The organism is Corynebacterium variabile (assembly GCF_006539825.1).
Classification (GTDB): Bacteria; Actinomycetota; Actinomycetes; order Mycobacteriales; family Mycobacteriaceae; genus Corynebacterium; species Corynebacterium variabile.
Window position 1 is genome coordinate 1 of the sequence record NZ_BJNT01000028.1, and the last position, 26,134, is coordinate 26,134.

A 26,134-nucleotide genomic window follows, 5' to 3' on the forward strand; every position below is an offset into this window, starting at 1 on the left:
TGTGGATGGTAACAATGCCGCGAGGTCCGGGAGGTTCGCGACCGCCACAGCCATAGTCGGTAAACCAAACCCTTCCGTGATGAGACGTTTTCCCGTCTCGTATGCGACACGCGTCTTCGACACGCTGCGTCTCAGATCTTCGAGCCTGGGGCGGACGTCATCCAGCCACAACTCCTCGATCTCGCTAGGTAAGGTCGCGTCCAGCGCCGAAGACTCGAGCTTGTCTGCGAGATGCTTCGCAGATGCTCTGTACTTGGCTCGGCCTTCGGCGAGTTCCTCCCGCGCCTCGAGCACGTGGTCCATCGGCGCATCGGGAAACGTCGGCAGTTTCTCTACCAGTCCAGTCCCGACCGCGGCATGCCGAGAGCGGGTCGCTGCGACAGTGGGGAGACCGTCAGGGTAGACCTCCGAGTCGCGAAGAAAAGCAGTGGATGGACCGTCCATCAGCATATGGGTTCCAGGGTCACCCAGGGCTTCCGTCAGTCGATCACGGAACCAGGAGACCTGCTGGTCGATGGGGTCTTCAAAGCGAGTTCCCTTGCTGATCATGCTGACCGAACCAGCGTCCAACGCCATCTCGATTTCCTGCGCTTCCCCACTGTCGAAGACTTCGCTGACCGTTTTAGCAACCTGGGGGAGCGAGGCACGCCACATTCGTTCGCATTCCCTCCGTTCCGGATCGTTGACGGGCCTGGCTCTCAATGCTCGCATTGCCTTCCTGGCCTGGACAGGGTCGAGATCGTCGGGAGTGATGCGACGAAGCGTCTCCAGTGGCAGTGAAGGGATAGTCCACCAAAGGTTGTCTGCAGTTACTCCCCGCAGCGGTCGGAAATCGGTCAACCAAGAGGCACTCGGCGCAACCAGATCGATGTGATCTGAGTACAACAACGAACTGCGTAGCAGTCTGAGTTCGCCTGCGAGTGAAGGCTGTCCATTGGGCTTCACTCGAGGTGTGACTCCGATCGTGACAGTTATCCCTGGCCTGCGGCTGGCGGTGGACTTGTGATGGCCCTGACGGGATGCTCTCCGTGATCGTTTTCCCATAGCCGAATTATCCCACGTCACACTTGGTAAGCCATCCTGCTCGGGCGAGCACGCAGAGCTCCGTCAAGATCGTTCGTAAGCGGGGGCGAACAGCAGTGATGTGCTCTCAGGCCCCCTCCTGCGGAACTTGAGGGCCGCAGCGAGCGGACCTCTGGACCGGACCGTACGGCCAGCTCACACTCATACCCGGCCCAGGGGGTCAAACACGGTTGATTCCTACTCGGTACCGATCAGAAGGGGACCAATCCGCTAGGCTGAGCCAGGTTAGAGCTACGTCGCCCCTACCTGCCCAAGGAGGCATCTCGTGAGCGAGCCCTGGCTGTCCACAGATGAGATCGCAGCCCACCTCGGCATCACCAAAGACACCGTCTACGCGTGGATCGCGGACAAGGGTATGCCCGCCCACAAGATCGGACGACTGTGGAAATGCCAAGCCAGCGAGGTAGACGAGTGGGTACGCACCGGCGCCGCTGCCAGCGACAGACCACACGCGAATGATGGTGGTTCCCTCACTCCTCAGCCGGAAAGTACCCAGTCAAATCGGAAGGAAAGATGATGAGCGCCAGAGAGACCGAACGCCTGGTCAAGTCCAAGCAGCGCGTCGCCGACCATGGCGAGGTCTTCACCCCCTCCTGGATGGTCGAGGACATGCTCAACCTCGTTCGGGAGGAGTCCGAGCGCATCGACTCTCGAGTGCTGGAACCCGCGTGCGGGTCAGGGAACTTTCTCATCCCCGTGCTTACCCGCAAACTCCTGACCGTGGCCGCCAGGCACGGAAAGAGCTACTTCGAGAAGCACCACTACGCACTGTTCGCCCTGATGTGCACCTACGGCATCGAACTCCTGCCCGACAACGCCGCGGAGTGCCGCGACAACCTCGCCACCCTCTTCAACGCCTTCCTCGGTATCGACGTGGACGACGACTGGGCGCGCGCTGCACAGGCAGTGTTGAAGGTGAACATCGTCCAAGGTGACGCTCTGACCATGACCATCCCCAGCGGCAAGCCGATCACATTCGCCGAATGGGGGTACCTGGGCAAGGGGAAGTTCCAGCGTCGCGACTTCCGCTACGACGAGTTGACCCAACGCTCCGCATGGGGGGCCGAGGGGTCCCTGTTCGGCGACATGGGCACCGACCTCTTCTCCCCCCAGGTGACCTACCCAACAATGACCGTGTCAGACCTGGCCGAGCAGGAGCACACCGCATGAGTAACACCCAGGCCTCATTCGCACTGCGCGGGCACAATCCCGACGTACTGACATGTATCGCAAACTTGTCCAACGACGAGGTCTTCACCCCACCCGAGATGGCCAACGTCATGCTCGACCTGCTCGCTGAACGCTGGTCCGACGCTCACAACGGTGCCGACATCTGGGCAGACCCGAACGTCAAGTTCCTGGACCCGTTCACCAAGTCCGGTGTCTTCCTGCGCGAGATCACCCGCCGCCTCACCGACGGCCTGGCAGACGTCTTCCCCGACCGGACGGATCGGGTCGACCACATCCTCACCAGACAGGTCTACGGCATCGGCATCACCCAGCTCACCGCGCTGCTGGCCCGCCGGTCCGTGTACTGCTCCAAGTACGCCAATGGCCCGCATTCGATCGCCAAGTCCTTCGAGAGCGAGGACGGAAACATCTGGTTCCAGCGCACCGAGCACACCTGGGCTGGCGGCAAGCGGGAATACTGCGTCGACCCGCTCACCGGAGACGAGGAAGCCGTCTATACACACCGCAAGTGCCGCTACTGCGGGGCCGGCGAGGACGACTACGGGCGCGGCGACGACCTGGAGACCCACGCCTACGCCTTCATCCACACTGACGACATCAAAGCCCGCATCCGCGAGCTGTTCGGAGACACCATGCTGCAGTTCGACGTCATCATCGGCAACCCGCCCTACCAGCTCTCCGACGGTGGGCACGGAGCTTCAGCTGCCCCGATATATCAGCACTTCGTAGAGAAGGGTCTCGGCCTTGACCCACGGTTTGCTGTGTTCGTCACCCCCTCTCGCTGGATGGCAGGCGGCAAGGGGCTGGACGAGTACCGCAAGACCATGCTCTCCGACCACCGGATGCACGACATTGTCGACTACCCCAAGCTCTATGAAGCCTTCCCCGGAGTGAAGATCCGCGGCGGCGTCTCCTACTTCCTGTGGGACCGCGACTACGACGGCCCCTGCACCGTCCAAACAATGTGGGACGGCCAGCTCGTCGGCGAACCCGTCGCCCGCTACCTCGACGCCTACGACGTCCTCGTCCGGTGGAACGCGGCCGTCCCCATCCTCGACAAGGTGCGAGCCAAGCACGAACCGACACTTGACGCACGCGTCTCCAGTCGTAAACCATTCGGCTTGGCCACTAACTTCAAAGGCAAGAAGACCTCAGTAGGCATGAATGCCCCGGTGGAGCTTTTCGCCAATCAACGAGTGGACTGGATCGAACGCGTTGATCTTCCAAAGAACGAAAGCTGGGTCGACGAGTGGAAGATCCTGATGACCCGAGTACAGGGCACCAGCGCAGCAGTGGAGACTAAGTTCCTCTCTAAACCCATCATCGCGGAGCCCGGAACGGCCTGCACTGAAACCTACCTGGTAGCTGGCAAGTTCAAGACTGAACTCGAGGCCAAGAGGTACGCGATGTACCTGAGCACGCGCTTCGTCCGGTTCCTTGTATCCCTTCGTAAAGGCACTCCAGACGCAACCCGTCAAGTTTACGCATTCGTCCCCGATGTCCCGCTTGATCGGAGCTGGACTGACCAGATGCTTTACGAGCGCTACGGGTTGACCGATGAGGAGATCGCGTTCATCGAGTCCCAGGTCGCACCACACGACAGCACCCTGTTCGACGAGATCGAGGCCAGTGCCGCCGATGAGTAAGCCGGACGAGGAGCTGTTCCCCGAGAAGCCCGCGGCCCGGCTTCGGATCTACGCGTGGACCCCGAACGATCCGCCCTCCGACTATGTGGGGTTGATCAAGGTCGGTCAGACGACGAAGTCGGACGTCAACGAACGTATCCGCGAGTCGCAGGGTCAGATGCAGCAGGCCTACACCCTCCACATCGACGAGCCTGCCGAACGCGACGACGGCTCGATCTTCCGTGACAGTGACGTCCGGCGCCGCTTGGTCGCCAAGGGGTTCGAGAACCCGATCTTCGGTTCTGCCAGGGAGTGGATGCGTTGCTCGCCCGACGACGTGCGCACGGCGATCACGGAGCTGCGCACCGGTACCCGGTTGACCGGGACGCACCACGAGACGTTCGCGATGCGCCCCGAGCAGGCCGAGGCAGTGGAGAAAACGGCCGAGTACTACGACTCGATCTGGGCAGAGGATGCTGACGCGGTGCCGAGGTTTTTGTGGAACGCGAAGATGCGGTTCGGCAAGACCTTCGCTTCCTACCAGCTGGCCAAGAAGATGGGGGCCCGCCGAGTCCTGGTGGTGACGTTCAAGCCTGCCGTGGAGGACGCCTGGCAGACAGACCTTGAATCCCACGCGGACTTCGATGGCTGGCAGTACCTGTCCAAGGCCACCGGCGGCACTCCCGACGAGATGGACCGTGAGCGCCCGCTCGTGTACTTCGGCTCGTTCCAGGACCTGCTGGGCCGAGACAAGAAGACCGGGCTGATCAAAGCAAAGAACGAGTGGGTCCACACCACCCCGTGGGACCTGGTGATCTTCGACGAGTACCACTTCGGGGCTTGGCGGGAGTCGGCGAAGGAACTGTTCGAGGGCGAGGACGAGAAGGTCGCCAAGAAGGAGCTGGCCGCCGAGTACCACGACGGACTCGTCGCGTTCGATGAGGAACTCGACGAGCTGGGCAATGATGAGGACAAGTTCCTGCCCATCACAACCAGCGCCTACCTGTACCTGTCGGGTACCCCGTTCAAGGCCCTGGCGACCGGCGAGTTCATTGAGGAGCAGATCTTCAACTGGACCTACACCGACGAGCAGCACGCCAAACAGCAGTACACGGCGGATCATCCGGGCGCGTGGAACCCGTACGGGGCGTTGCCGGAGATGCGGCTGTTCACGTACCAGATGCCCGATGAGCTGATCTCAGTTGCGAGCCAGGGCGAGTTCGACGAGTTCGACCTGAACGCGTTCTTCGAGGCGACCGGCTCAGGCACCATGGCGGAGTTCGTGCACAAGACGGACGTGCAGAAGTGGCTGGACATCATCCGTGGCGCCCACATGCCCACCCAGCTCGACGCGATGCGGATGGGCACCCGCCCACCGTTCCCCTACTCGGACGCCCGCTTGCTGCCGTACCTTCAGCACTCATTCTGGTTCCTGCCTACAGTTGCGTCCTGCCAGGCCATGGAGAACCTGTTGGCCGAGCGTCAGAACGTGTACTGGCACGACTACACAGTACTCACCGTCGCCGGCCCCGACGCGGGCATCGGGCTGGATGCGCTGCCGCCGGTGCGAGAGGCGATCAAAGATGGACACGACACGCAGACGATCACCCTGTCGTGCGGAAAGCTGACCACCGGAGTGACGGTCAAGCAGTGGTCGTCGATCCTCATGTTGCGCAACCTCAACTCTCCCGAGACTTACTTCCAGGCCGCGTTCCGCGTCCAGTCCCCGTGGTCGATCAAGAACCCCGACGGAGACGACCCGAGCCAGGAACTGATCCTCAAGCCCGCCTGCTTCGTCTTCGACTTCGCCCCTACCCGGGCGCTGCGGCAGATCTCGGACTACGGGATCGGCCTGTCGCCGGAAGCCGCCAACCCTGAGCATGCCGTCGAGGAGCTGGTGAAGTTCCTGCCGGTGCTGGCCTATGACGGGTCGAACATGACCCAGGTCGATGCGGGCGGCATCCTCGACATCGCCATGTCCGGCACTTCGGCTACCCTTCTGGCCCGTAAGTGGGAGTCTGCGATCCTCGTCAACGTCGATAACGACACGCTTCGCCGCATCATGGGCGACGAGAAGGCCATGAACGCCGTCATGAACATCGAAGGGTTCCGGGCTCTCGGGTCGGCGATCTTCGAGACCGTGGTCAACAAGTCCGAGCAGGTCAAAGCCACGAAGAAGGACCGGGGCGAGGATCTCACCCCGAAGGAGAAGAAGGAACTCTCCGCCGAGGAGAAGGAGTACAAGTCCAAGCGGAAGCAGATCCAGGAAAAGCTGGTCAAGTTCGCGACTCGCATCCCCGCGTTCATGTACCTGACCGACTTCCGGGAGAACACACTTCACGATGTCATCACCAAGCTGGAGCCCGGCCTGTTCAAGGCGGTCACCGGCCTGACCGTGGCCGACTTCAACCTGCTGGTCAACCTCGGAGTGTTCAACGCCACCCACATGAACCAGGCCGTGTTCGCTTTCCGCCGCTACGAAGACTCCTCCCTGTCCTACACCGGCATTGAATCCCACGAGGGATTACGCCACTACGGCCTCTACGACACCGTCATCGCCATCGACCAGGAATGACACCGATGCCTCACACCACCTTCGACAACACCGTGAAGCAGATGCTCGAAGACCTCTTCGAGATGTCGGGCGGCTATGTCATGGACTTCAGCAACGCGAACTTCGCCTCGTTCGTCGAGCAGTGGCTCGGAGTCGATCCCTACGACAGATATCAAGGCTCTAAGGCTGCGATACTGCGCCAGATCTGGACCAACGAGCCTTCCGGAGTCGTCGCGCAGCTCAACCTGGACCTCCTGGAGCACTGGCGAATCATCGCGCGCCGAGACGGAAAAACGCCGACTGACTACGAGCAAGAGGCAATCGACACTGCCACCACCGCCTTTCAGTCAGTCAACGTCCCGGCGCTGTCCGAAGAGGACGTTGCCTTTCTCAACAAGGACCTCGGCTCTCTCAACCTTGATGCACTCCCATCCGAACTGACAGCTGGGCAGGTCATCGCCGACCGGATGGGTGAGATCGAACGAGCGCTAGAAGCCGATGCTCCGCTAGCTGTGATCTTTCTCGTCGGCAGCACCGTCGAGGGTCTGCTTTCCGAACTCGCGATGGGCCACCGAACCGAGTTCCTCGCGTCCCCAGCAGCACCCACGAGCAAGGGCAAGACGAAGCCGCTGGACCAATGGAAGCTTTCGGAGTTGATCGCCGTCGCACGGGAGCGTGGTGTCCTGAGCGAAGACGTCGCCAAGCACGCCGACCAAGTCCGGAACTTCCGTAACTACATCCACCCCAGACAGCAGCTCAAAGAAGGCTTCGCACCCCGGATCGAGACGGCCCGGATCGCCCAACAGGTCCTCAAAGGCGTCCTCTCCGACCTCGAACGATTGACCGCCAACCCCACGTCCTGAGCCTCCATTCGGGCCGTCAGGCCTCTGGCAGATCGAGAAATGGTGGATCCCCTGCTAGCTCACTCCTTCCTAACGCATCCAAGGGGATAAGACGTTAGAAGGTGCCAAGTTTCGAGGACGCTCAAGTTGGTACATCTGGATGACGTTGTCGTAGCACGCATCCACCACATCCGTCGGTCGACAGAACCTCGTGGTTCTTCGCTACGCGTCCGGGCCGTCGACAGCGTCATCGTAGGCCTGTCGAGCCTGCTCGATCTCAGGTAGATACGCGTCCGCCCAGTTGAGAAGGGCGTCAACCGGAGCCCGCATCGTCTTACCCAGCACGGTGATGCGGTACGAGACGGCGATCGGGCGGTCGTCGATGATGTCCCTGGCGATAATGCCGTTGCGCTCGAGTCTGCGGAGGGTGGCGGTGAGGGATTTCTGAGTGACCTGCGGAATCAGCCGCCGCAGTTCATTGAAGCGGCAGGGTTTCTCGCAGAGCTCGTTGAGAACGCTCAACGACCACTTGTCGAGCACCTGGTCGAGGAGTTCCCGATGTGGCGGAGTGATCTCGATGGCGGTATGCGGGCCTGTGTACTGCGAGGTATCGCTCATGAAACCTGGTTCCGTTGAAGTATCCTGCGTATGCCAGGTATCAATCGTATACCAGAGGCTGCAGTCGCCGCCTCGGCCCGGAATTCCTCTCCGGACCTGGACATATCGTCACAAGGAGTCCCCATGCCCGTCATCCGATTCAGCCCCGAGGGGTTGCAGCCGAACACCCCTTACGACCACGTCGCCATCGGCACCGGCTCCCGACAGGTCCACGTCAGTGGGCAGGTTGCCTACGACGCCGAGGGAGCTCTCGTTGCCCCCGGTGACCTGGCCGGCCAGGTCAGCCAGGTGCTCCGGAACTCCGCCCGGGCTCTCTGCGGAGCAGGTGCCGGATTCCCCGACATCGTCCGCATGACCTTCTATGTGACCTCGTGGACCCCGGACATGATTGTTCCGTTCATGGAGGGCGTCAATGCTGTCGCCGCAGAGGTAGAACTGCCTTCGCCAATGCCGCCTGCGTCACTGATCGGCGTGGACCAGCTCTTCGAACCGGACGTCCTTGTCGAGCTGGAGGTCACCGCAGTTCTGGACTGACCCGCCGTCCACCCAGCCGGGGCATCGGGCTAGTCGGTCCCGACAGCCTCGGCTTTCTCCCCGACTGTGGCAGGCCCCCTTAACAGAACGATTGCGGCGAGAACTCCCATCACCACAACACCGACCCACATGGCCTGCTGCCAGCCGACGATGAAGGCGTCCTGCGCCGCAACGCGAATCTGGTCGGCATACTCACCTGCTTGTCGAGACACGACGGCCGCCGAGGCAACACCCTCAGTGGCCGGACCGACCAACTCCTCGGGTACCCCGTCCAACCGGCCGTCTATCGCCCCCTGGTAGCCGGCAACAAGCAGGCCACCGAGCAACGCCACACCGAGAGCTGCACCAAGTTCCCGGGTGAGGTCGTTGAGCGCGGAAGCCACACCCTGATCTTCCTGCGGCAGTGACGAGGTAATCGCTTCAGTCGAGGGCGTCATCGCCAGACCTGCACCGAGCCCCATGGCCACCAGGCCGGGTAGAACGCTGACATAACCACCATCCGTGGACACGAAACCGGCCATGAGAGCAAGACCTACAGCGGTGACGCTGATTCCGATGACCATGGCAGCCCGGGGACCGGTCCGCGCGGCGAGTCGCGGGGCGAAACCTGAGGCGAGCATCATCAGCACTGCCATCGGCATCATGCCGAAGGTAGCGAGCAGTCCACTCCAGCCGAGCACGACCTGGAAATAGGGGTAGAGCATCAGGGATACCCCACCCTGCACTCCGAACAGCACCAGCAGCAGCGTGGTTCCTGTCGTCAATCCCCGGGTACGGAAATGCCGGATGTTCAGCAGCGGGAACGGAGTACGCAGTTCGCGGATGACAAAACCCACCCCTGCCACGACAGCCGCCAGAAGCGGAACGAGGACAACGGGATCCGTCCAACCGGATGAGGGCGCCTCGTGCAGCGCGTAGGTGACGCCGACCGCCGTAATCACAGAGGTAACCGCACCTGACAGGTCGAACCTTCCGGAGGTTGCACCCCGGGAATCAGGGACCGCACGGAACCCGATGATCAGGGCGATCCCCGTGAGAATCAGTGGCAATGCGAACAGCCACCGCCAGGAGGCGACATCGACGAGCAGGGCCGAGAGATACATCCCGAGGATCCCTCCACCACCGGCGACGGCGGTCCACATACCGATGGCCTTCGATCGTTCCCCCTCCGGAAAGGATGAGGTGATCACGGACAGTGTCACCGGCATGATCATCGCGGCACCGACACCGCTGAGCAGGCGTGCTGCGAGCATCGTGTTCATGTCCGGGGCAAGTGGCGCGGCGAGGTTTGCGATGGCGAAAACCGCCAGTCCGGCGAGGAACACCGGTCGGCGCCCCCACCGGTCGCCTGCAGCGCCCAGGGGGAGGAGGAGTGCAGCGAGAGTCAGCGTGTAGATGTTGATGATCCACAGCACCTGCCCCTGTGAGGCATCGAAGGAGGTGGCGAGATACGGTTGGGCGACGTTGAGCCCGGAGACGGAGGCGACGACCGCCATCAGCGCGATACACGCAGCCCAGAGAATCGCCCGCCTGCGTCGGGGATCATTGATGACGAAGGTAGGGGGACTGTCCGCACCGCTTGCGGGGGAGATGGTCATGGGTGTCCTTACTCAGAGGTCGGGAGTGTCGGAGGTGCGGGAGCAGTTCAGCCTCGGCTCCGGACGCGCACGACTGCGTCCTGCAGTTGCACCGGCTGATCACCGGGCCAGACAGTGCGGATGTGTCGGTAGGAAGCCTCAACGGTCCACCCCATGCCGGTGAAAAGCTCTGCGATGTCCTCCGGGAGGACGGTCACTCCGACCGGATGCCCGTGATCGGTTTCGGTGAGGAGGTGCCCGACGATAAGCAACTGACCTCCCGGTGCGACAAAGTTGGAGAGCAACCGGTAGAGGGCCAACTGCCCGATCTCTGCATGTGCGTAGCTGGACACCACAAGGTCCCAGGTCCGGGCCGGATGCCATCGGGTGATGTCGGTCCCCACCCAGGCGATATCGGCGTCCAGTCCGCGCGCAACCGAACGCCTCTCCGCAACCGCCAGAGCAGTGGCAGAGATGTCCACACCGGTGACCTGCCAGCCCCTGTCGGCAAGCCACATCGCCTCAGTGCCCTCCCCGCATCCGGCATCCAGAGCAGAGCCGACGGGAAGGTCCGCTGTTTCCAGAGGGAGATAGGGGTTCACCGGGAGGTCCCGCTCCTCACCCCTCTCTGACCAGTGACTCTCCCAGTATTTCCGGTCGAACTGCACCGCTTCCGGGTGGGTGTCGCCGTGACCGTGTTCGCAGTCCCCGCTGTGGCTATTGTCGTGGCTGTTGTCGTGGTTGTCGGAGCGCCCGTCAGGTTGATTCGGGATGTTCATCGTTGCCTCTCTGTCTTCGCGTGCCACATGGTGGCGTTGTGGACCATCACCTTGACGCAGAGAAGCGCCAATTAGCAACATCTATTGCCATATGGCAAACTCGCGGGCATGGACCACACCACCGACCACACACTCACCTCCATCGGCCCCCGCCTGAAACAGCTCCGACTTCGCCGAGACATCACCCTCACCACGCTGGCCGAGGAAACCGGGATTTCCGCGAGCACCCTGTCCCGCCTGGAGACCGGACTGCGCCGACCGACACTGGAGCAGCTTCTTCCCCTGGCCCGCTACTACGGCGTCACCCTCGACTCCCTGGTGGACGCTCCGCACACCGGCGATCCACGAATTCACCTACGGCCACTTGCCTGCGGTGATGGATCAATTATCATCCCGCTCACCCGTCGCCCAGGGGGCATCCAGGCCTACAAATTCATCCTTCCCACGGGCTATGACGCCGATACACCCGACCTGCGGTCCCACGAAGGCCACGACTGGGCCTACGTCCTCAACGGGCAGCTTCGGCTGGTCCTCGGCAACCAGGACCTGCTTCTCCAACCTGGCGAAGCAGTCGAATTCGACACCCGCACCCCCCACTGGTTCGGTGCGACCGGCGACGGCCCTGCCGAATTCCTCAGCCTGGTCGGCAGACAGGGCGAACGTGCCCACATCCGGGAGGTCGTCAGTCAGACTTCACAGCAGTAACGACATCGGACCACGCGGGGCGGACACAGGGTCACGACCACCGCGCTGCCGCAGACCACTTCGCAGCGAAGCGCTAGTCACCCCGTCTGACCGTGATGATCCGACGCCCACGGGTGTGACCTCGTCGGCTGTCTGCGTGGGCGTCAGCGGCTTCCGACAGGGAATAGGTCTTGGCCACGGGAAGACGGAGCTTTCCCTCGGCGATGAGCCGTGACGACTCGACTAACGCCGCATGCACATCGCCGGCCGCCCCGGAAAAGCGAACTCCGTGTGCTGCCGCCCCGGTATCCGCGATGGAGACCACGCGATCGGCGTTCCCGGTCAGTTCGACCAGCTCTGGGAGGACTCCTGCTCCCGCCAGGTCAAGCGCCGCGTCAACGGGACCGAACTCACGCACACGCCCGACCCACCCCGGACCGTAGGTTGTCGTTTCAGCTCCCAGGCCGCGCAGGTACTCCTGATTGTCGAATCCGGCAGTGCCGACGACATGAATTCCCCGGGCACGGGCGATCTGAACCACCGCCGAACCGACGCCGCCGGCCGCCCCGCTGATCAGCAACCGTTCACCAGGGTGCACTGCCACTTCATCGAGCACCCGCAGTGCCGTCTCCACGACAGAGGGGTACCCGGCCGCTTCGTCGAAGGTGAGTTCTGGCGGTTTCGGTGCCCACACCGTGAGGACAGCGGACTCTGCGTAGGTGTTCACCCCCTCGCCGAAGACCGCGTCGCCGATCCGGACATTGCCGACACCCTCGCCGACTGCAGCCACCATTCCGGCGGCATCGATGCCGAGACCGGCGGGGAGAGTCACGGGGTGTGCTCCCAACTTCTGTCCCTCCCGGACCCGCCAGTCGAAGGCGTTGACTGCGGTCGCGTACACGTAAATGAGAATCTGCCCCGGGCCGGGGCGGGGAGTCGGACTGTCGACGAGTTCAAGAACCTGCGGTCCGCCGAAACGGCGGTAGATGACGTTGCGCATGGCCGCCACAATAACACTAACGGTTAGTGTTTTGTATCTGCTAGTGTTTTTAGCATGCCGAGACCATCCACTGCCGAAGCCCCCGCCGGACGCCGCGAACGGAAGAAGGCCGCCACCCGCCGCCATATCGCCGAGGTCGCGCTGAAGCTGTTCACGGAGTTCGGGTACGACGCCGTCGGAGTGCGCAGGATCGCCACCGAAGCAGATGTTGCTGTCACGACGCTGTTCTCCCACTTCCCCTCGAAAGAGGACCTCGTTTTCGAGCAGACGGACATGTTTGCCCTTCGCCTGCGGGAAACGGTGCGTAACAGTGACCAGCAGGCCACCATGCTCCGACGAATCAGGAAGGTGTTCCGGGCCCTGCTCCTCCACTGCACAGGTGATGACACGGTGGACCTGCGAACGATGATCGAGGAGTCACCTGCGCTCTCCAGCCACGCACAGGTTGTGGAGCTCCGGTCCTCCGATACGCTGGCTCAAGCACTCATCGAGGCACGCATCCCGGAGTCATCCCCGGCCGCCCTGCAGATGGTCGCCCGCTGCGCCGTTGACGCCTTCTCGATCGCACGACGTTCTGCAACCCCAATGGATACTTTTGACGAGTTGTTCCAGATGGTGGAAGCAACTGGCCCGGCCGCCGGACTGGAATGCCCGCACTCAGAAGTCCCTGGGACAATGTAAGCCTCCACCTGCATCAGACTCCGGCGTCCTTGGCCCAGGCGGAAAACATGGGACCTCCGGTCCGGTTCAGTCCTCCTGAACACCCGGCAGGTCGACTGTAGCCACTGCCTTGCCACCTAACCGTCGCTCACGCAGCCGACTCACCGCGTCCCCCAGGTCCTCCCAGCCACTGCACCAGGCGATTCCGGGATCGATCCGCCCGTCGGCCGCGGCCTGCGCCAGCCAACCCATCCCCCGGGCGATATCAGCAGCCTCCGGCATGAAGAACGTCGCGATCGACCGGTTGTCTTGACCCGGCCGGCTGAGGAAGGCGTCTGGTGCGAAGGTCGCAGGTTTCTGTGATGCACTGCCTACTGCGACAAGTGTGCCGTCCCTGCCCAGGGTGGCGAACGACTCCACGAGAGTCGGGCCGCCGACAGTCTCCACCACGCCGTCAACGGCTCCCATCGCCGCAGTCCCGCCCGGCGTCGTCACAACCTCCGAAGCTCCGAGGTCACGCAACATGTCCCCGTTTCGTCCTGGATTTCCTGTCACAGCCGTGACATCGGCACCACCGAGACGGGCGAGTTGCACCGCGAAGCGCCCTACACCTCCGGTGGCTCCGGTAACCAGAACACGTCGTCCGAGCAGGGGACCGATGCGGTTGAGCGCGGCGAGGGCGGTCCCGGCGGCGATCGGGATGGTGGCGGCCGCACCCAGGTCGGCATCTGCAGGGATCTCCGCCAGATGTGTGGTGTCCACGGCACGGAGCGCTGCCCAAGCGCCGTTCCAGCCGAAGGTGGTCACGGGTGCTCCGACAGGTGGGCCGCTACCGTCCGCCGCTTCCTGGACCACCACACCGGCCGCTTCCCAACCGGGGACACTACCGTCGGGAGCTGCGTCGATGTTGTCGACAACGTCTCCGTTGTTGACCGAGAACGCCTTGACAGCAACAAGGGCCTGACCCGGCCCAGGGACGGGGTCCGGCACCGTGCCGATGCGGAATCCATCGGGCATAGAGTGATCGACGACTATTGCGCGCATCAGAGTTCACCTTTCCTGTTCGTGTGATGGGGTACCAGGTCAGCGTCTCCGTGACCGTGGCGGATGGGAGAAGATTCGTGGCCGTCCGCTTCCCTCTCAACCAGTTTTCCCAGTCGCTCGGTGGTTTCACCGTCTGCTGGGGTCATTACCGTCATCCGGTGATTCGTATCCGGGATGACCGTGGAGACGAAGTTGAGGTTGAGGTCTCCGACGGCTGGACTGTTGAGCTGCTTGACCTCGTAGCGTTCGAGCAGCACGTCATGCCGCGCCCACAGACGGGCGAACTCGTCGGACTCGTCCTGCAACCGTCCGATGACCTCGGGAGCCTCCTGCTCCGTCGCAGCGCCCGCCTCAGAGCGCAGGCGCGCGACCATCCGGGACGCCACGATGTCCGGGTCGCGGTAGAGCGCCCGCCACTGCGGATCCTTGAAGAACTGCACTGCGCAGTTCCGCTCGGACTCCGGGAGGAGATCAAGGTCGGCGAACAGCAGTCGATACGCCCGGTTGTACGCCACGACATCGAAGAACGGCGTCTGCACACACGCCGGGTACGGATCCAGCTTGTCCAGTACCGGTTGGATCGCCATCAGGAGCGCCGGGTCACACGTTGGCCCGTCAGATGCGGTGGGAGGCAGTCCGGCCAGGCTTCGGAGGTATGCAGTCTCCGCCGCATCCAGCTTCAGCGCCCGGCCGACCGCCGAGAGAACCTGCGCGCTGACGTTGATCGTGCGCCCCTGTTCGAGCCAGGTGTACCAGGTGACACCGACACTGGCGAGCACCGCGACCTCCTCACGTCGCAGTCCGGGTGTGCGACGACGTCCGGTCGCCGGAAGTCCCACATCCTCCGGGGACAGCCTTTCCCTCCTGCTACGAAGGAAGGCGCCCAATTCCTGTCGTGCGACGGTTCCGCCTGAGTCACTCATACCTCGATGATGCGCCACCGGTCTCCCACTTATCCAGGTTCAGTCAGTACCCCCATAAACCGGCTTCTGGTACCCGCATGACAATCGATCCACGCTGTTCGAGTGACTTCAACTACTACGCCAGATTCTGGCTCCCCATCCACAGTCCGGTCGCCGTCGGCATCCCTCGGTATGCCCGGGCTTCTCGCGACTCTCTCCGCCCTGCTGCTCTCCGTAGTCAGCTTCTCAGCGACCGGAATTGCCGTCCCCGACATCGGATCTTCTCTGGACGCTACCGCTGGCGAACAGTCCCTGGTGGTCTCCGCCTACTCACTCGGGTTCGCCGTTCCCCTCGTGCTCGGTGGGCGACTCGGCGACCTGTACGGGCGTCGTCGCCTGTTCCTCCTCGGCATGGCGGGCTTCACGCTCCTCTCTCTCTTCGCGACGCTGGCCCCGAACATGACGGTGTTGATCGCAGCCCGGGCACTCACCGGGGTCTCGGCCGCGGCTATGGTCCCGCAGGTGCTCGCCACCATTACTGCATCGACGGAAGGTACCGAGCGTGCCCGCGCTGTCGGCCTGTTCGGCGCCACCGCCGGCGGTGCCACCGCGATCGGGCAGGTCCTCGGTGGTCTTCTTCTCTCGGCACCGCTGTTCGGTGACGGGTGGCGCACCGTCTTCGCAGCAAGTGTCTTCATGGGTGTCCTCTCGTTCCTGGCTGCACTGCGTTGGGTTCCCGACACCAATTCCCCCGGGCATCGTTCCCTTGACCTGACCGGTATGCTCCTGCTCGGTGCGGCATTGATCTCGTTGCTTGTCCCGGTGTCCCAGGGCGCGTCGCTCGGCTGGCCAGCCTGGTGTTGGATCTTACTTGTCGCCGTCCCGGTCCTGTTCGCGGCATTCTGGGGTTGGCAGCACCACGTACACCGCGGTGGGCGAGCTTCACTGGTCCCGCCGCCGCTGCTGGGTCTGCGCTCCTACCGCGTGGGCCTTCTCATGGCCCTGATACTCCAGGCCGCCTACGGTGCCTTCACGTTCGTCTTCGCACTCACCGCACAGACCGGGATGGGATGGTCCCCCATGCTTACTGCGCTCGTCCTGCTTCCTTTCGCCCTCTGCTTCTTCGCTGTCTCCGTCTGGTCCGGGAAACTCGCACCCCGTTTCGGGTTCCGACGCCTGCTCATCGTCGGTGGCGTTATCCAGGCCGCACTCCTGGCCGTCACGGCGGCGGTCGTCAGTGTCCAGGGTGCCGGTCTCAGTTCGTGGGTTGTAGCCGGTCTGTTGATTGGAGTCGGCGTCGGACAGGCTTTCATGTTCGGTCCGCTCGTCGGAGCAATGGTCGCCGATGTGCCTCCCTCCTTCGCCGGAGCAGCTTCCGGGGTACTGCAGACGACGCAGCAGGCGGCAATGGGCCTCGGGGTTGCCATCGCCGGAGGATTCCTCATCACTGTCACTGGAGAACCGACAGGATCTACGGCGGGCGCGTACGCCACTGCTCTCGCCGTCTGCATGATCATCCAGGCTGCTTTCGCCATAGTCTTTGCCCTGGCCGCCATCGCACTGCCGAAGCGCTGAGAGCAGAGAGCAGGCTGCGGGAACAGCCTCGGCACCGGGCCCGGGGCCGGACAACCCGGCCCGGAGGAGATGACCCGGTCGACTGACTCCAGCGGGTCCGGTCACTGGTGCGGTGTGCCCGACATCCTGCGGATAAGTTGCGAGACTGCGATTGCGGCGGTGACAGTCGCAGTGGCAAAGAGCACGATGGGCAGGGCGATCAGCGTCGACCACGGTAGGCTCGGCCAGCTGTCCAGGAGAGCGATACCGGTGCCGAGGGCCGCCGGCACTGCTGTGGCCGTGCCGAGGATGATGGCGAAGATGACGGCGATGACTGTCTCGGTGGTGACCGTACGGACGAGGGTGAAGCGTGTCGCTCCGATAAGGGAGAGCAGGTCGAATTCATCACGCCGTCCTCGGATGAGTGAGATGAGGGTGTTGACGGCGGCGAGCAGCGCGAAGGCGAGAAGAGCAAAGAGGAGCACTGACGATGTCAGTGCTTCGCCGTTGCCCTGCATTTCTGTGGCATAATCGGAAGAATTCTGCAGGTCAATGCCCTGCGCTGCGGCAGTGGACGAGACGGTGTCCGCTGCACCGGGAGCCGTGCCGACCAGGAGGGTGCCCCCTGTCTCAGCACCTGGGGAGTCGATGAGGTAGTCGCCGAAACCGAGTGACGAGGTGTAGATGGCGACGATGGTCCGGTTGCGGGTCTCACTGTCGGTGCGCACCGCTATGGTGTCTCCGATTCCCGTCGTGGTACCGAACAGCGCATCGGCCGAGACCGCGACAGTGTCGTCACCGTCAAGGGCTGTCAGTGACCCCGCAGTGACACCGGGGGCAAGGACCGACGTGTAGTCCGCAGTACCCGAGATGGTGGCGATGGTGACTGGCTCCCGAATCTCGAAGGGAAGTTCCTCATCATCGTCTTCCTCAATCACCTCGCCGGTCACGGAGCCGAGAACCCAGACGTTGTCGACACCGTCGATGCGGTGCACCGTGTCGGCGTCCTGTGGACTCGTGACGGGCCCGACGCGGTCGGCGAGGAGGCCGGCGGTGAGCTGTTCGCGTGCAGCGGTGTCGGTGATCGCATTGGTGCTCAGTTGCACGGTGCCGAGTGCCGCGACGAGAGCGAACGGGATCAGCACTGCTGCCAGGCGGCGAGAGAACCCTCGAATGTTCGTCAACGGAAGCGCCAACAGTAGATTCCGTGGCAACAGGTGCCGGGCACGGGTCGCGATCGTCGCTGTGATCACGGGGCCTACGAGGGCGAGAGCAGTGATCAGTAAGAATGTGGATATAGCCGCGAAAGCGACACCGATCATTCCGGGCAGTGCGAACGGCATTGCCGCGGAGGCTGCGCCGGCGGCGAGAACGACGAGTGCGGTGATTCGGCGACCGGTACCCAGTGTGGGTTCCTCGATGGCGGCAGCTCGGACGGCATCTGCGGCATGTCCGCGCAACGCATGCCGGGATGCTGACCACGCCGCCACGACCGCGACAACGAGCATGACAGCCGTAGCTCCCGTCGCCGACACTGCGTCGAAAGGCGGAGGGTAGGCATCAGGTACCAGCCCAGTGCCCCGCAGGAGCGGCACCGTGGCTGCGGCCAGCACGAATCCGAGCAGTGTTCCGACAGGTGCAGCCGCGACGAACAGGAGCATGGTCTCCAGCAGAATGACCCCGCGAAGCCGCCCTGACGTGGCACCGACGGCAGCAAGGAGCGCATATTGGCGGCGACGTTCGCGGATACCTGTCGCGATGGTGGATGCAACGGCGAGACCGGCGATCAGCGCTGCGATACCGATGAAGGAGGACGAGATCGTGACCAGTTGCCCACTGGTCGAGGCAAGAGCGGGGTCTGTGAGACCTGCGGTGAACCAGAAAGCTGCGGCGGAGATCATGCCGATCGCAGCGGTGATCGCAACGGTGGCGCCCATGAGTTGGGGGGTGTTGACGCGGGCGCTGCGCCGGATGAGGGTCCACATCAGCGGGCCTCGTTGAGAATCGACAACTGCTGGGAAATCTGCTGCACTGTGGGTTGCGCGAGGTCAGCCGCGATGACGCCACGGTCGAGGAAAAGTACCCGGTCCGCGCTCGCAGCCACGACAGGGTCGTGGGTGACAAGGACCAGAGTCTGGGACAGCTGCGCAGCGGCGCGCCGCAGCACCTGCATCACGTGGTGGGCGGTATGCGGGTCGAGCGCGCCTGTGGGTTCGTCAGCGAAGACCACCTCAGGGCGAGTCGCGAGGGCACGGGCGATCGCGACCCGCTGCGCCTGTCCGCCAGAGAGCTCAGAGGGAAGCCGCTGCGCTTTGTCTGCCAGACCCACGAGTTCGAGGATCTCTCGCTGCCGAGCCTGGTCAACGACCGGGCCGCCGAGAAGCGTGGGCAGCGCAACGTTCTCCGCAACTGTGAGGTGAGGGAGGAGATTGTAGGCCTGGAACACAAATCCGAGACGGTCTCGGCGGAACCGGGTCAGTGCGTCTCCACGCAAGGCGTTGAGATCCTGGCCTCCCACAACGATGCTCCCCGAGGTGGGGGCTTCAAGGCCGGCGGCGCAGTTGAGAAGTGTCGACTTTCCCGATCCTGACGGTCCCATCAGTGCGGTGAACGAACCTGCGACGATGCGGATCGTGACACCACGGAGCACCTCAACGGTGCGGGACCCGTCCGGGAAGCCTTTTCGCACATCGGTGAACTGCACGGCGATCGGAGCAGTGGCTCTCGATCCGGGGAAGGGAGTGGGATAGGTCATGACGTGCTCTCGGTTGAGGAATTGTGACCTCCTCAACGCTAAATGGCGCGCCTACCTGCATCTAGGCCCTTCGAGATGCAATCTTATTCTTGCGCCTTTCGATGCAACTGCGTCCATCCGCCCCGTGGCGAAGAGGCTACTGGCCTGATGCGGGTGGTTCGTCGACTGTAACGACACGGTTCCGGTAGGCCCAGACAGCCGCCTGAAGTCGTGACTGCACCCCGAGCTTGGGCAGTAGTCGCGCCAAGTGCGATTTCACCGTTGCGATCTCCACAACCAGCGCGTTCGCGATCTGCTCATTCGACATTCCTTGCGCGAGCAGGAGCAGGATCTCCCGTTCACGTGCGGTAAGTGCGTCCGCTCCCCGCGTCGCCGTCACCGGATGCAAACGTCGACGTTGCACGTACTCGTCGATGATTCGCCGGGTGAGAGTGCGGTCGAGAGTGCCGTGACCGGCAGCAATGCTACGGACGGCGCGGAGGATCTCGTCAGGGTCAGAATCCTTGAGAAGGAACCCTGATACCCCGGCTTCGAGGGCGCGGAAGACGTAGTCATCAATGTCGAAAGTGGTGAGTATCAGCACCGGCACCTGTGGATCCGCATCGGAACCGCACAATTGAGCTGCTACGTCAATGCCGTCTCGTCCCGGCATTCGGATGTCCAGGCATGCGACGTCAGGAACCACACTGAGCGCGAGACGGAGCGCCTCGTCCCCGTCGGCGGCAACACCGACAACCTCGATGTCTTCTTCTGCCGAAAGAAGCGCGGCCAGGCCCGCGCGAACGAGGGGTTGATCATCAGCCAGCAGGACTCGAATCACAGAGACTCCTCTTGTTCGTCGGGAAAGGACTCACGCGGGATGCTCATTCGAGTCTCCCATCCGTCGTCACCGGTCGGACCGGCGTCGAATGTACCGCCGATGAGGGCAGCACGCTCCTGCATCCCCAGGATCCCGAAACCGGACCCGCTCTCGGCCACTGTGGTACCTGGTGCAGGTCGGGTATTGCGTACGATGACCAGTAGCTGCGAGGGGTCCGTGTCGTCGATGACGACGGTGCAGGCTGCGCTCCGAGCGTACCGCGATGCATTGGTGAGGGATTCTTGGACCATCCGGTAGGCAGCCAGCTGCGCCAACGGTCCGATTCCTTCGCCCATGCTGTCCGGGACCGTACGGCGAATGTCGAGTCGGATGTCCGCACCCGTCGCGGACATAGCCTCCACGAGTGCCGGGACGGTTGCGAGCGTCTTGATGGCATCGTCGCTGCCATCGGCGTCGCGGAGCAGGCCGACCAACCGACGCAAATCGTCGAGCACGGCTTTGCTCTGCTGACGCACTGCGGCCACTCCTGTGCGCGCCGCATCCGGGTCGCTTCGGATCTGCCGTTCGACCACTGAGGCCATCAGGGAGATCCCGGAGACATGATGGGCTGCAATATCGTGCAGCTCACGGGCCATTGCGGTGCGCTCCAGGGCAAGCGTTTTCCCGATCTGCGCGTCACGCTCCCGCGCCAGTGCCTCCAGAGTCTGCTGCTGTGCCCGGCGGGCAGTCTTCTGCGCCGCGATCGCAGTCGCCGGCAACAATGGCAGGCCGATAACCAGCACCGCCTGCAGCACCGCTTCGAATACTGCGCCTGCGACATCGACCTGATCCGATGAGAGAGCGTTGATCAAATGCCCCGCCGCTACCAGTAAAGCGGCGCCCGGAACGACCCACCTCAGCTGACGGAAGGGGACGTGTAGCCCTGTGAGGAAAGCGCAAACCAAGATGGGCAAGGCCGTGACGCTGAATAACGCGCCCGGAGCGACCACCGCAACCACCACCGGCAACGCCGCTGCGACCAGAAGAACCTGCCCATACGTCCGAGGCAGTAATTGCGTTGCTGCCTGCAGTACCAGGACCACGGCCGTCATATACCAGAACATCGTGGTGGGCGTGGTGTACTCGGATGGTTCCGTCCCCACGATCACCCCAAAGACGGCGAGGACACCAAGCCCAACTACAGCAGTGCCCACGGCGACGAGCAGGTCGACTGACGAACGTTCGATCGGGCTCACTCCTTCATGATAGGAGACGGCAGGGGTTATCCCTCCAACAGAGCCACTCAGATCCCATTGGCTGACGGTGGGCTGCGAGACCTAACTGAGTACACACCATCGAACACAATCCGGATACAGTGCCTCGATGTATCGACTTTGGACCTCGCAACATCACATCAACATGGGGAGATTCCACATTGATCCGATCACAAGTTCGATCTGACAGTGATCGTATCCGACTTAACTGGCAGCATGTCATCATGACTCAAACACCGAGTATATATATGGGATGGCTACTCACTGAGGCGCGGAAACGCGATGTCGATCCGAACTCCGCGTGGACGCTCACAAGTGTCGCCATCGCGATGTACACAACACTTCCCGTCGATGGGTGCAATCCACTGTGGCAAGGGATCCTAGCTACCCTGCTCGCAGCGGTCAGCTTGATCCTCATTTTCGTGGCACCGTTCATGGCAGTAGAGCAGGTGGCACGGGAGCGTGAACAGGTCACCTACTCTTATCGAGCGTCATATCTTTGGGTCAGGGGGTATTTGATCGTCGCAGCCATCGTATTCACAGGAAATATAGCGGCCACGACTGTCGGCATGCCAACGTGGATGGCATGGTCGTTCTCCTTCCCAGCAACGTTAGCAGTAGCGATCATTGGCCAATTTCGAGAGAAATCACTAGCAGTTCTAGATCGCAGAGGTCTCGGCGCCACCAGCTGACCTGGACCGAATCACCGCCCCCGATCATGTGCGGCGAGACCACTCTGCTCTGCCGCATCATCTGTATCCCTGGAGCTTCTCCACCAGGATTGCTTCACCGGAGGGACTTCGCCCCACAACTCCCCCGCTGTCAGTTCTCGCACCACCCCTCCCCCAAACAACGAAAAACCGGAGGTCACAAACCCTTTCGAGTTTGTGACCTCCGGCCGGTTCAGTTCGTGAACCGCTCGCTGTGAGCGGTTCACGATTGCAGGTCACGGCAGGTTTCCGATCACCGGTTCCAGACCACCGAGGAAGAAGTTCCAGAGAGTTTCGCCTCTCCCGAGCGAGCTTCACAACACCACCGGCATGTCCCCTCAGACCGACGCCAGGGGCCGCACTTTCTCGGAACGATGCCGCCCGGCTCCGCCGACTCCGACCACTGAGAGCGCCTGTCCCCACATTCGCCCGTCAGAACTCCAGAGCGTTTCTGCACCACCAAGACACCCAGAGACAAGGTGAAACCCGGCGGTATCCACAGACACCACCGGGTCTCACCGGGTCACTTCCCCACGTCCTTCGATCAGGTCCGCGGTGGGATCCGCGTCGGCGGATGCCCCAGATCCGCTTCCACCTCCTTCAGCCTGCGCACCGTCGTCGACGGCTTCGGCGGTCGAGCGGCATGGGCCTGCCTGATCGCCAGGTTCGTCGCAGCTACCCACAGCCCGATGATCAGGTAAAGCATCGGTGCCCGCCGTGGGGCCCACTTCAGATGCTCGATGCCGGTGACGTGCTGGTTCTTCATCACACTGAACCGCTGCTCGGTCGCCGACCGCGCCGCCTCCAGGTAGATCCCGTGCTCCCACGACCCCGGCACAAGACCCCACTGAGCACGCTTTTTCTGCTGATCAGAGAACGGAACACTCACCACCGAATGTGAGCAACACCGGTACCGCGATGCCGGCCAGTCCGGCTGAACCACAGGAGTTCCCAGCGCCGGATCCACCTGTGATGCTGGCTTGAGCGGACAACTGACCCGGCCCTGCACGGCAGGGCACACCAGCTGCTGCGTGACCTGCGTGGCACCGGAACTGCCAGCCCCCGTCTTCGCGGCCTTCGATGGCCTGCCCGGATGATCCTGGATCTGGTACGGCCGCGAGTTCACACCCATCAGGTACGGGAAGACCGCGGCGATCCGCGCATCCTGGACAGCGAACGCCGAAGGATCACCGTCGCCTGCCCGATTGCTCGCGTCCAGCAGCTCGGTGGTCCGGAACAGCAGGTTGCCCTTGCCACCCACGCCCATCTTCGCCAGCAGACCACGGACCGCCGGACAGTAGAACTCACCACTGACCTGCACCGGACCGGCAGGAACGCCCTTGACAGTGTGCGCCGGGCCTTCCGAGCCCCAGATCAGGTTCCAGGATGACGGGTACCGACCCACCGGTGCGTAACCCTGGTCGAGAAGCAGATCGACGAACCCGTCCTTGACGTTGTAGCCCATGTCCACTGTCAGAAACGGCACCCGCGTCCTGGAGGAAGCCGAGGCCTCTTTACGCGGATCGAAGCCGCCGGCCTTGTGATAGGCCATCGCCTCAGCCAGCCCTGCCACAGATCCTGAGGTCGGCGTGTGGATCGATACTCCGGTGATGACCGGCGGAATCGAGTACAGGGCGTTGGGTCCACCGATCCGGCTCACGGCGGTGACTCCGATGCCGAACGCGGTTTTGCGCAACTGTCGAGCCTTGCCGGGATTGTCCAGCACACTGTTGTCCGAGTTGTCCCGACCGTAGTAGCCCCCGGCGTACGCTGCGCCCCGGCACTTCGAGTCCCGGCTTCCCAGACCCGCAGACTGCCCGGCCAGATCGATGATCGTCTCATCGGCCAGCAGGTCACCGGCGTACTCGTCCGGGAGGATCTTCCCGACCGAGGCGGCGATGAGGGCGTTGACGACGTCAAGGAGTCGACGTCGTGCGACCTCAGCGGCGTGACGCTGTTCATCGGTGCGTGCGGCAAGTGTGCGTCGGTGTTCTCGGTTTTTCACCCGCCGTGCCGGCAGATCTGGACCCGGATCGAGAGGTGACAACATGCGGGTCAGCCAGTTCGAGAAAGCCCCGTAATCTTCCGGTGCGACGTCGGGCGGCGCCGGGAACATGCCAACCTCCGCCAACTGATCGTCGGTGAGCGTGGCGATACCGCGGTGGACCTCCGCCATCGACGGCACCCGCCCAATCCGCAGAATCGCCAAGGCGACCACCAGCACAGCGGAGACGGTGTAGCGCCAGCCGGCGGCATTCCGGCCTCCGGCACCCCGGGTCTTGGCACCGACGCTCTCGATCATCTCCACCGCGCCAGAGGCGACGACCAGTTCACGACAGGTCTCGAAGTTCTCCCGGGTGATCAGGTACGCCTGTTGCTTCGTGCTGATCATCGCACACCTCCGGCAAGCTGGTCCTGGTCACCGTCAAGCAGGTCGGCGAGTTCCTCCGCCGAGTAACGGGGCAGCTGTTCGACACGGTCGACCAGTACCCGCATGTCGCACACCCCGAACAGGGACAGCATCGCCGCCGCCGGAATTCCCGGGTGCACCGCGACGTCGAGCAGGTACCGGTGGCGCAGGGCCGCAGCGTTGAGCTTCGGGAAACCCATACGCACCAGGCGCTCAGATACTCGGTTGACCGCGTTGTGCTCCACATGCCCATCACGGGTCAGACCAATCATCGGTCGGGATCCGACCTGGCCGGCCCGGTCGAGGATACGGCGGGCCTTGGCCGGGTGGATGACAGGAACGACACGGTCGACCTTTCCCCGCCGGCGCACACGCACAGTCACCAGCTGGTGACCACCGGGCCGGTCGATGACCTGGACATCATCCCCGGTGACCTCACGGATCTCGGCCGGACGCAGTCCTGCCCCACTGGCCAGATCAAGAACCAGCAGCGTCGGCACGCGCAACGGATCCGGCAATCCCGGAGTGATGGCGTACATCGCCTCTGCGGTCCCGGGTTTTGCTGCTGGGGCACCCTTCGAGCGCGGGGAGATCACAGCCCGTTGTGCGGGAAACTCCCGGGGATGGACCACCCTCCCAGCGCTGTACAACACCGCCTGGTAGGTCCGGCGGCTCCGCAACCCCAGACCCGCAGTCGTGGACTCCAACCACCGGTCGGAGTTGGCACGGGTACAAGCCCGGTCGACGTCGACATACTGGTAGGGCAGAGCATCGGAGTACAGGAACCGCGCAAGGATCTGGCACTCCTTGGCATCCACCGCAGGGATGTGAACGGGCGTGTGGACCCACACCCTGGCTGATGCGTTCACTGCCTCGTCACGCAGAGGGCCTGCCTGCTCCCGGATGGTGAGAGTGCGCAGTCGTTCGTACCTCTCCTGCTGCTCGGAGCTCAGGCCTCGGGTCGTGAACCGCGGCTGGTTGGTCCGAGCGGGATCACCGGCGCGAGACGTGAACTGCTGGTCGGCAAGGCCGGCACGGTCGGCACTGGTGCTCTTGGCCGCGTTCTGGTGCGGATCCTGCGGATCTCCCGCTGCGGTCATCGCCTTGTGCCGGCCCATCAGTGGCTCACCACCACGGTCGACGGGGTACAGGCGTGTGGGATAAGCGTCTGCTTCTGCGCAGGGTTGCCCGGCGCATTCGGGCATGTCAAGATAGACATGTTGACTCCTTCAAGGGTCAGTGCCAAGGTCGCCGTAGGTCCTAAACTTCAACGGCCTTGGTCTTAGAGAAACGGGTCCCGGCTGCAACCGGGGCCCGTTTTCGCATGTACGGGTAAGGGATTACTCGATGTGTCTCCAGGTCTCGGGAGGGTACTTGTCGTAGTACATGGTCAACGCCTCTCCCGCGATGCTCGACAATGCTCGACGCTCGGCGTTGGCTTGGTCGTACATCCTCCGCACCATCGACGCCGACAAGGTCAGCTGGATCCGTGCAGTCCCGGCCTCCGGTAGGTCGGCTCGGGGGCGGCCGTAAGGAGCG

At 63.2% G+C, this 26,134-nt stretch carries 21 protein-coding genes and 1 pseudogene; 9 read left to right on the plus strand and 13 right to left on the minus strand.

The window, feature by feature from the left end; translation table 11 throughout:
- Positions 1 to 654 (minus strand): annotated as a pseudogene (locus CVA01_RS13860) (hypothetical protein); the annotation flags it as partial.
- A gap of 694 nt (positions 655 to 1,348) precedes the next feature.
- Here CVA01_RS13860 and CVA01_RS13865 point away from each other — a divergent pair.
- From CVA01_RS13865 to CVA01_RS13885, 5 genes are read left to right on the plus strand one after another with little or no spacing between them, the layout of a single operon-like run.
- The gene (locus CVA01_RS13865; RefSeq protein WP_020384648.1) at positions 1,349 to 1,600 is read left to right on the plus strand and encodes a helix-turn-helix domain-containing protein; all 252 of its coding nucleotides are present in this window, start codon (positions 1,349 to 1,351) and stop codon (positions 1,598 to 1,600) included.
- Entirely contained in the window at positions 1,600 to 2,253 is a 654-nt protein-coding gene (locus tag CVA01_RS13870; protein ID WP_020384649.1) for an N-6 DNA methylase, read from the plus strand. The genes CVA01_RS13865 and CVA01_RS13870 overlap by 1 nt, the downstream gene beginning before the upstream one ends.
- Positions 2,250 to 3,920, plus strand: coding sequence for an Eco57I restriction-modification methylase domain-containing protein (locus tag CVA01_RS13875; protein ID WP_141331558.1), 1,671 nt, complete (start codon positions 2,250 to 2,252; stop codon positions 3,918 to 3,920). The genes CVA01_RS13870 and CVA01_RS13875 overlap by 4 nt, the downstream gene beginning before the upstream one ends.
- Positions 3,913 to 6,474: a DEAD/DEAH box helicase family protein gene (locus CVA01_RS13880; protein WP_141331561.1), complete on the plus strand. Its 2,562-nt coding sequence runs from the start codon at positions 3,913 to 3,915 to the stop codon at positions 6,472 to 6,474. The genes CVA01_RS13875 and CVA01_RS13880 overlap by 8 nt, the downstream gene beginning before the upstream one ends.
- A 5-nt stretch (positions 6,475 to 6,479) precedes the next feature.
- Positions 6,480 to 7,316 (plus strand): hypothetical protein, encoded by an 837-nt coding sequence (locus CVA01_RS13885; protein WP_141331563.1) that lies wholly within the window; start codon positions 6,480 to 6,482, stop codon positions 7,314 to 7,316.
- A 201-nt stretch (positions 7,317 to 7,517) separates the two neighbouring features.
- Here CVA01_RS13885 and CVA01_RS13890 read toward each other — a convergent pair whose 3' ends face one another.
- A complete protein-coding gene (locus tag CVA01_RS13890; RefSeq protein ID WP_141331565.1) occupies positions 7,518 to 7,913 on the minus strand; it encodes a winged helix-turn-helix transcriptional regulator in 396 nt (131 codons plus the stop codon).
- 123 nt (positions 7,914 to 8,036) lie between these two features.
- Here CVA01_RS13890 and CVA01_RS13895 point away from each other — a divergent pair, with 123 nt between their 5' ends.
- Entirely contained in the window at positions 8,037 to 8,447 is a 411-nt protein-coding gene (locus CVA01_RS13895; protein WP_141331569.1) for a RidA family protein, read from the plus strand.
- A gap of 29 nt (positions 8,448 to 8,476) precedes the next feature.
- Here CVA01_RS13895 and CVA01_RS13900 read toward each other — a convergent pair whose 3' ends face one another.
- Positions 8,477 to 10,045 (minus strand): MFS transporter, encoded by a 1,569-nt coding sequence (locus tag CVA01_RS13900; RefSeq protein WP_141331571.1) that lies wholly within the window; start codon positions 10,043 to 10,045, stop codon positions 8,477 to 8,479.
- A 47-nt stretch (positions 10,046 to 10,092) separates the two neighbouring features.
- Positions 10,093 to 10,830, minus strand: a complete 738-nt coding sequence (locus CVA01_RS13905; protein WP_244938320.1) for a class I SAM-dependent methyltransferase — start codon at positions 10,828 to 10,830, stop codon at positions 10,093 to 10,095.
- A gap of 81 nt (positions 10,831 to 10,911) precedes the next feature.
- On the opposite strand from CVA01_RS13905, the gene CVA01_RS13910 reads away from it, so the two are divergent.
- Positions 10,912 to 11,508 (plus strand): helix-turn-helix domain-containing protein, encoded by a 597-nt coding sequence (locus CVA01_RS13910; protein ID WP_141331575.1) that lies wholly within the window; start codon positions 10,912 to 10,914, stop codon positions 11,506 to 11,508.
- Between the two features lie 73 nt (positions 11,509 to 11,581).
- On the opposite strand, the gene CVA01_RS13915 is transcribed toward CVA01_RS13910, so the two are convergent.
- Complete coding sequence (locus CVA01_RS13915; protein ID WP_141331578.1) at positions 11,582 to 12,487, minus strand: NADP-dependent oxidoreductase; 906 nt, start codon at positions 12,485 to 12,487, stop codon at positions 11,582 to 11,584.
- Positions 12,488 to 12,541: 54 nt separating this feature from the next.
- Between CVA01_RS13915 and CVA01_RS13920 the strand changes: the two genes are divergently transcribed.
- On the plus strand, positions 12,542 to 13,168 hold the full coding sequence (locus CVA01_RS13920; protein WP_141331580.1) for a TetR/AcrR family transcriptional regulator: 627 nt from the start codon (positions 12,542 to 12,544) through the stop codon (positions 13,166 to 13,168).
- A gap of 66 nt (positions 13,169 to 13,234) precedes the next feature.
- Here CVA01_RS13920 and CVA01_RS13925 read toward each other — a convergent pair whose 3' ends face one another.
- Both CVA01_RS13925 and CVA01_RS13930 read right to left on the minus strand, forming a co-directional pair.
- On the minus strand, positions 13,235 to 14,191 hold the full coding sequence (locus CVA01_RS13925; protein ID WP_141331582.1) for a zinc-binding dehydrogenase: 957 nt from the start codon (positions 14,189 to 14,191) through the stop codon (positions 13,235 to 13,237).
- Positions 14,191 to 15,114: a helix-turn-helix transcriptional regulator gene (locus tag CVA01_RS13930; RefSeq protein WP_141331584.1), complete on the minus strand. Its 924-nt coding sequence runs from the start codon at positions 15,112 to 15,114 to the stop codon at positions 14,191 to 14,193. The genes CVA01_RS13925 and CVA01_RS13930 overlap by 1 nt, the downstream gene beginning before the upstream one ends.
- Positions 15,115 to 15,285: 171 nt before the next feature.
- Here CVA01_RS13930 and CVA01_RS13935 point away from each other — a divergent pair, with 171 nt between their 5' ends.
- Positions 15,286 to 16,668, plus strand: a complete 1,383-nt coding sequence (locus tag CVA01_RS13935) for an MFS transporter (RefSeq protein ID WP_141331587.1) — start codon at positions 15,286 to 15,288, stop codon at positions 16,666 to 16,668.
- A 101-nt stretch (positions 16,669 to 16,769) separates the two neighbouring features.
- On the opposite strand, the gene CVA01_RS13940 is transcribed toward CVA01_RS13935, so the two are convergent.
- The 6 genes from CVA01_RS13940 to CVA01_RS13965 form a co-directional block, all read right to left on the minus strand.
- Positions 16,770 to 18,632 (minus strand): ABC transporter permease, encoded by a 1,863-nt coding sequence (locus tag CVA01_RS13940; protein ID WP_141331589.1) that lies wholly within the window; start codon positions 18,630 to 18,632, stop codon positions 16,770 to 16,772.
- A complete protein-coding gene (locus tag CVA01_RS13945; protein ID WP_141331591.1) occupies positions 18,632 to 19,402 on the minus strand; it encodes an ABC transporter ATP-binding protein in 771 nt (256 codons plus the stop codon). The genes CVA01_RS13940 and CVA01_RS13945 overlap by 1 nt, the downstream gene beginning before the upstream one ends.
- A 136-nt stretch (positions 19,403 to 19,538) precedes the next feature.
- Entirely contained in the window at positions 19,539 to 20,222 is a 684-nt protein-coding gene (locus CVA01_RS13950) for a response regulator (RefSeq protein WP_141331593.1), read from the minus strand.
- Positions 20,219 to 21,457 carry a sensor histidine kinase gene (locus CVA01_RS13955; protein WP_218024593.1) on the minus strand — a complete coding sequence of 413 codons (1,239 nt, stop codon included), beginning with the start codon at positions 21,455 to 21,457 and terminating at the stop codon, positions 20,219 to 20,221. Before CVA01_RS13955 ends, CVA01_RS13950 begins: the two co-directional genes overlap by 4 nt.
- A 1,272-nt stretch (positions 21,458 to 22,729) precedes the next feature.
- Entirely contained in the window at positions 22,730 to 24,577 is a 1,848-nt protein-coding gene (locus tag CVA01_RS13960) for a hypothetical protein (RefSeq protein WP_174775649.1), read from the minus strand.
- A complete protein-coding gene (locus CVA01_RS13965; protein ID WP_141331595.1) occupies positions 24,574 to 25,713 on the minus strand; it encodes a hypothetical protein in 1,140 nt (379 codons plus the stop codon). The genes CVA01_RS13960 and CVA01_RS13965 overlap by 4 nt, the downstream gene beginning before the upstream one ends.
- Positions 25,714 to 26,134 lie beyond the last annotated feature (421 nt).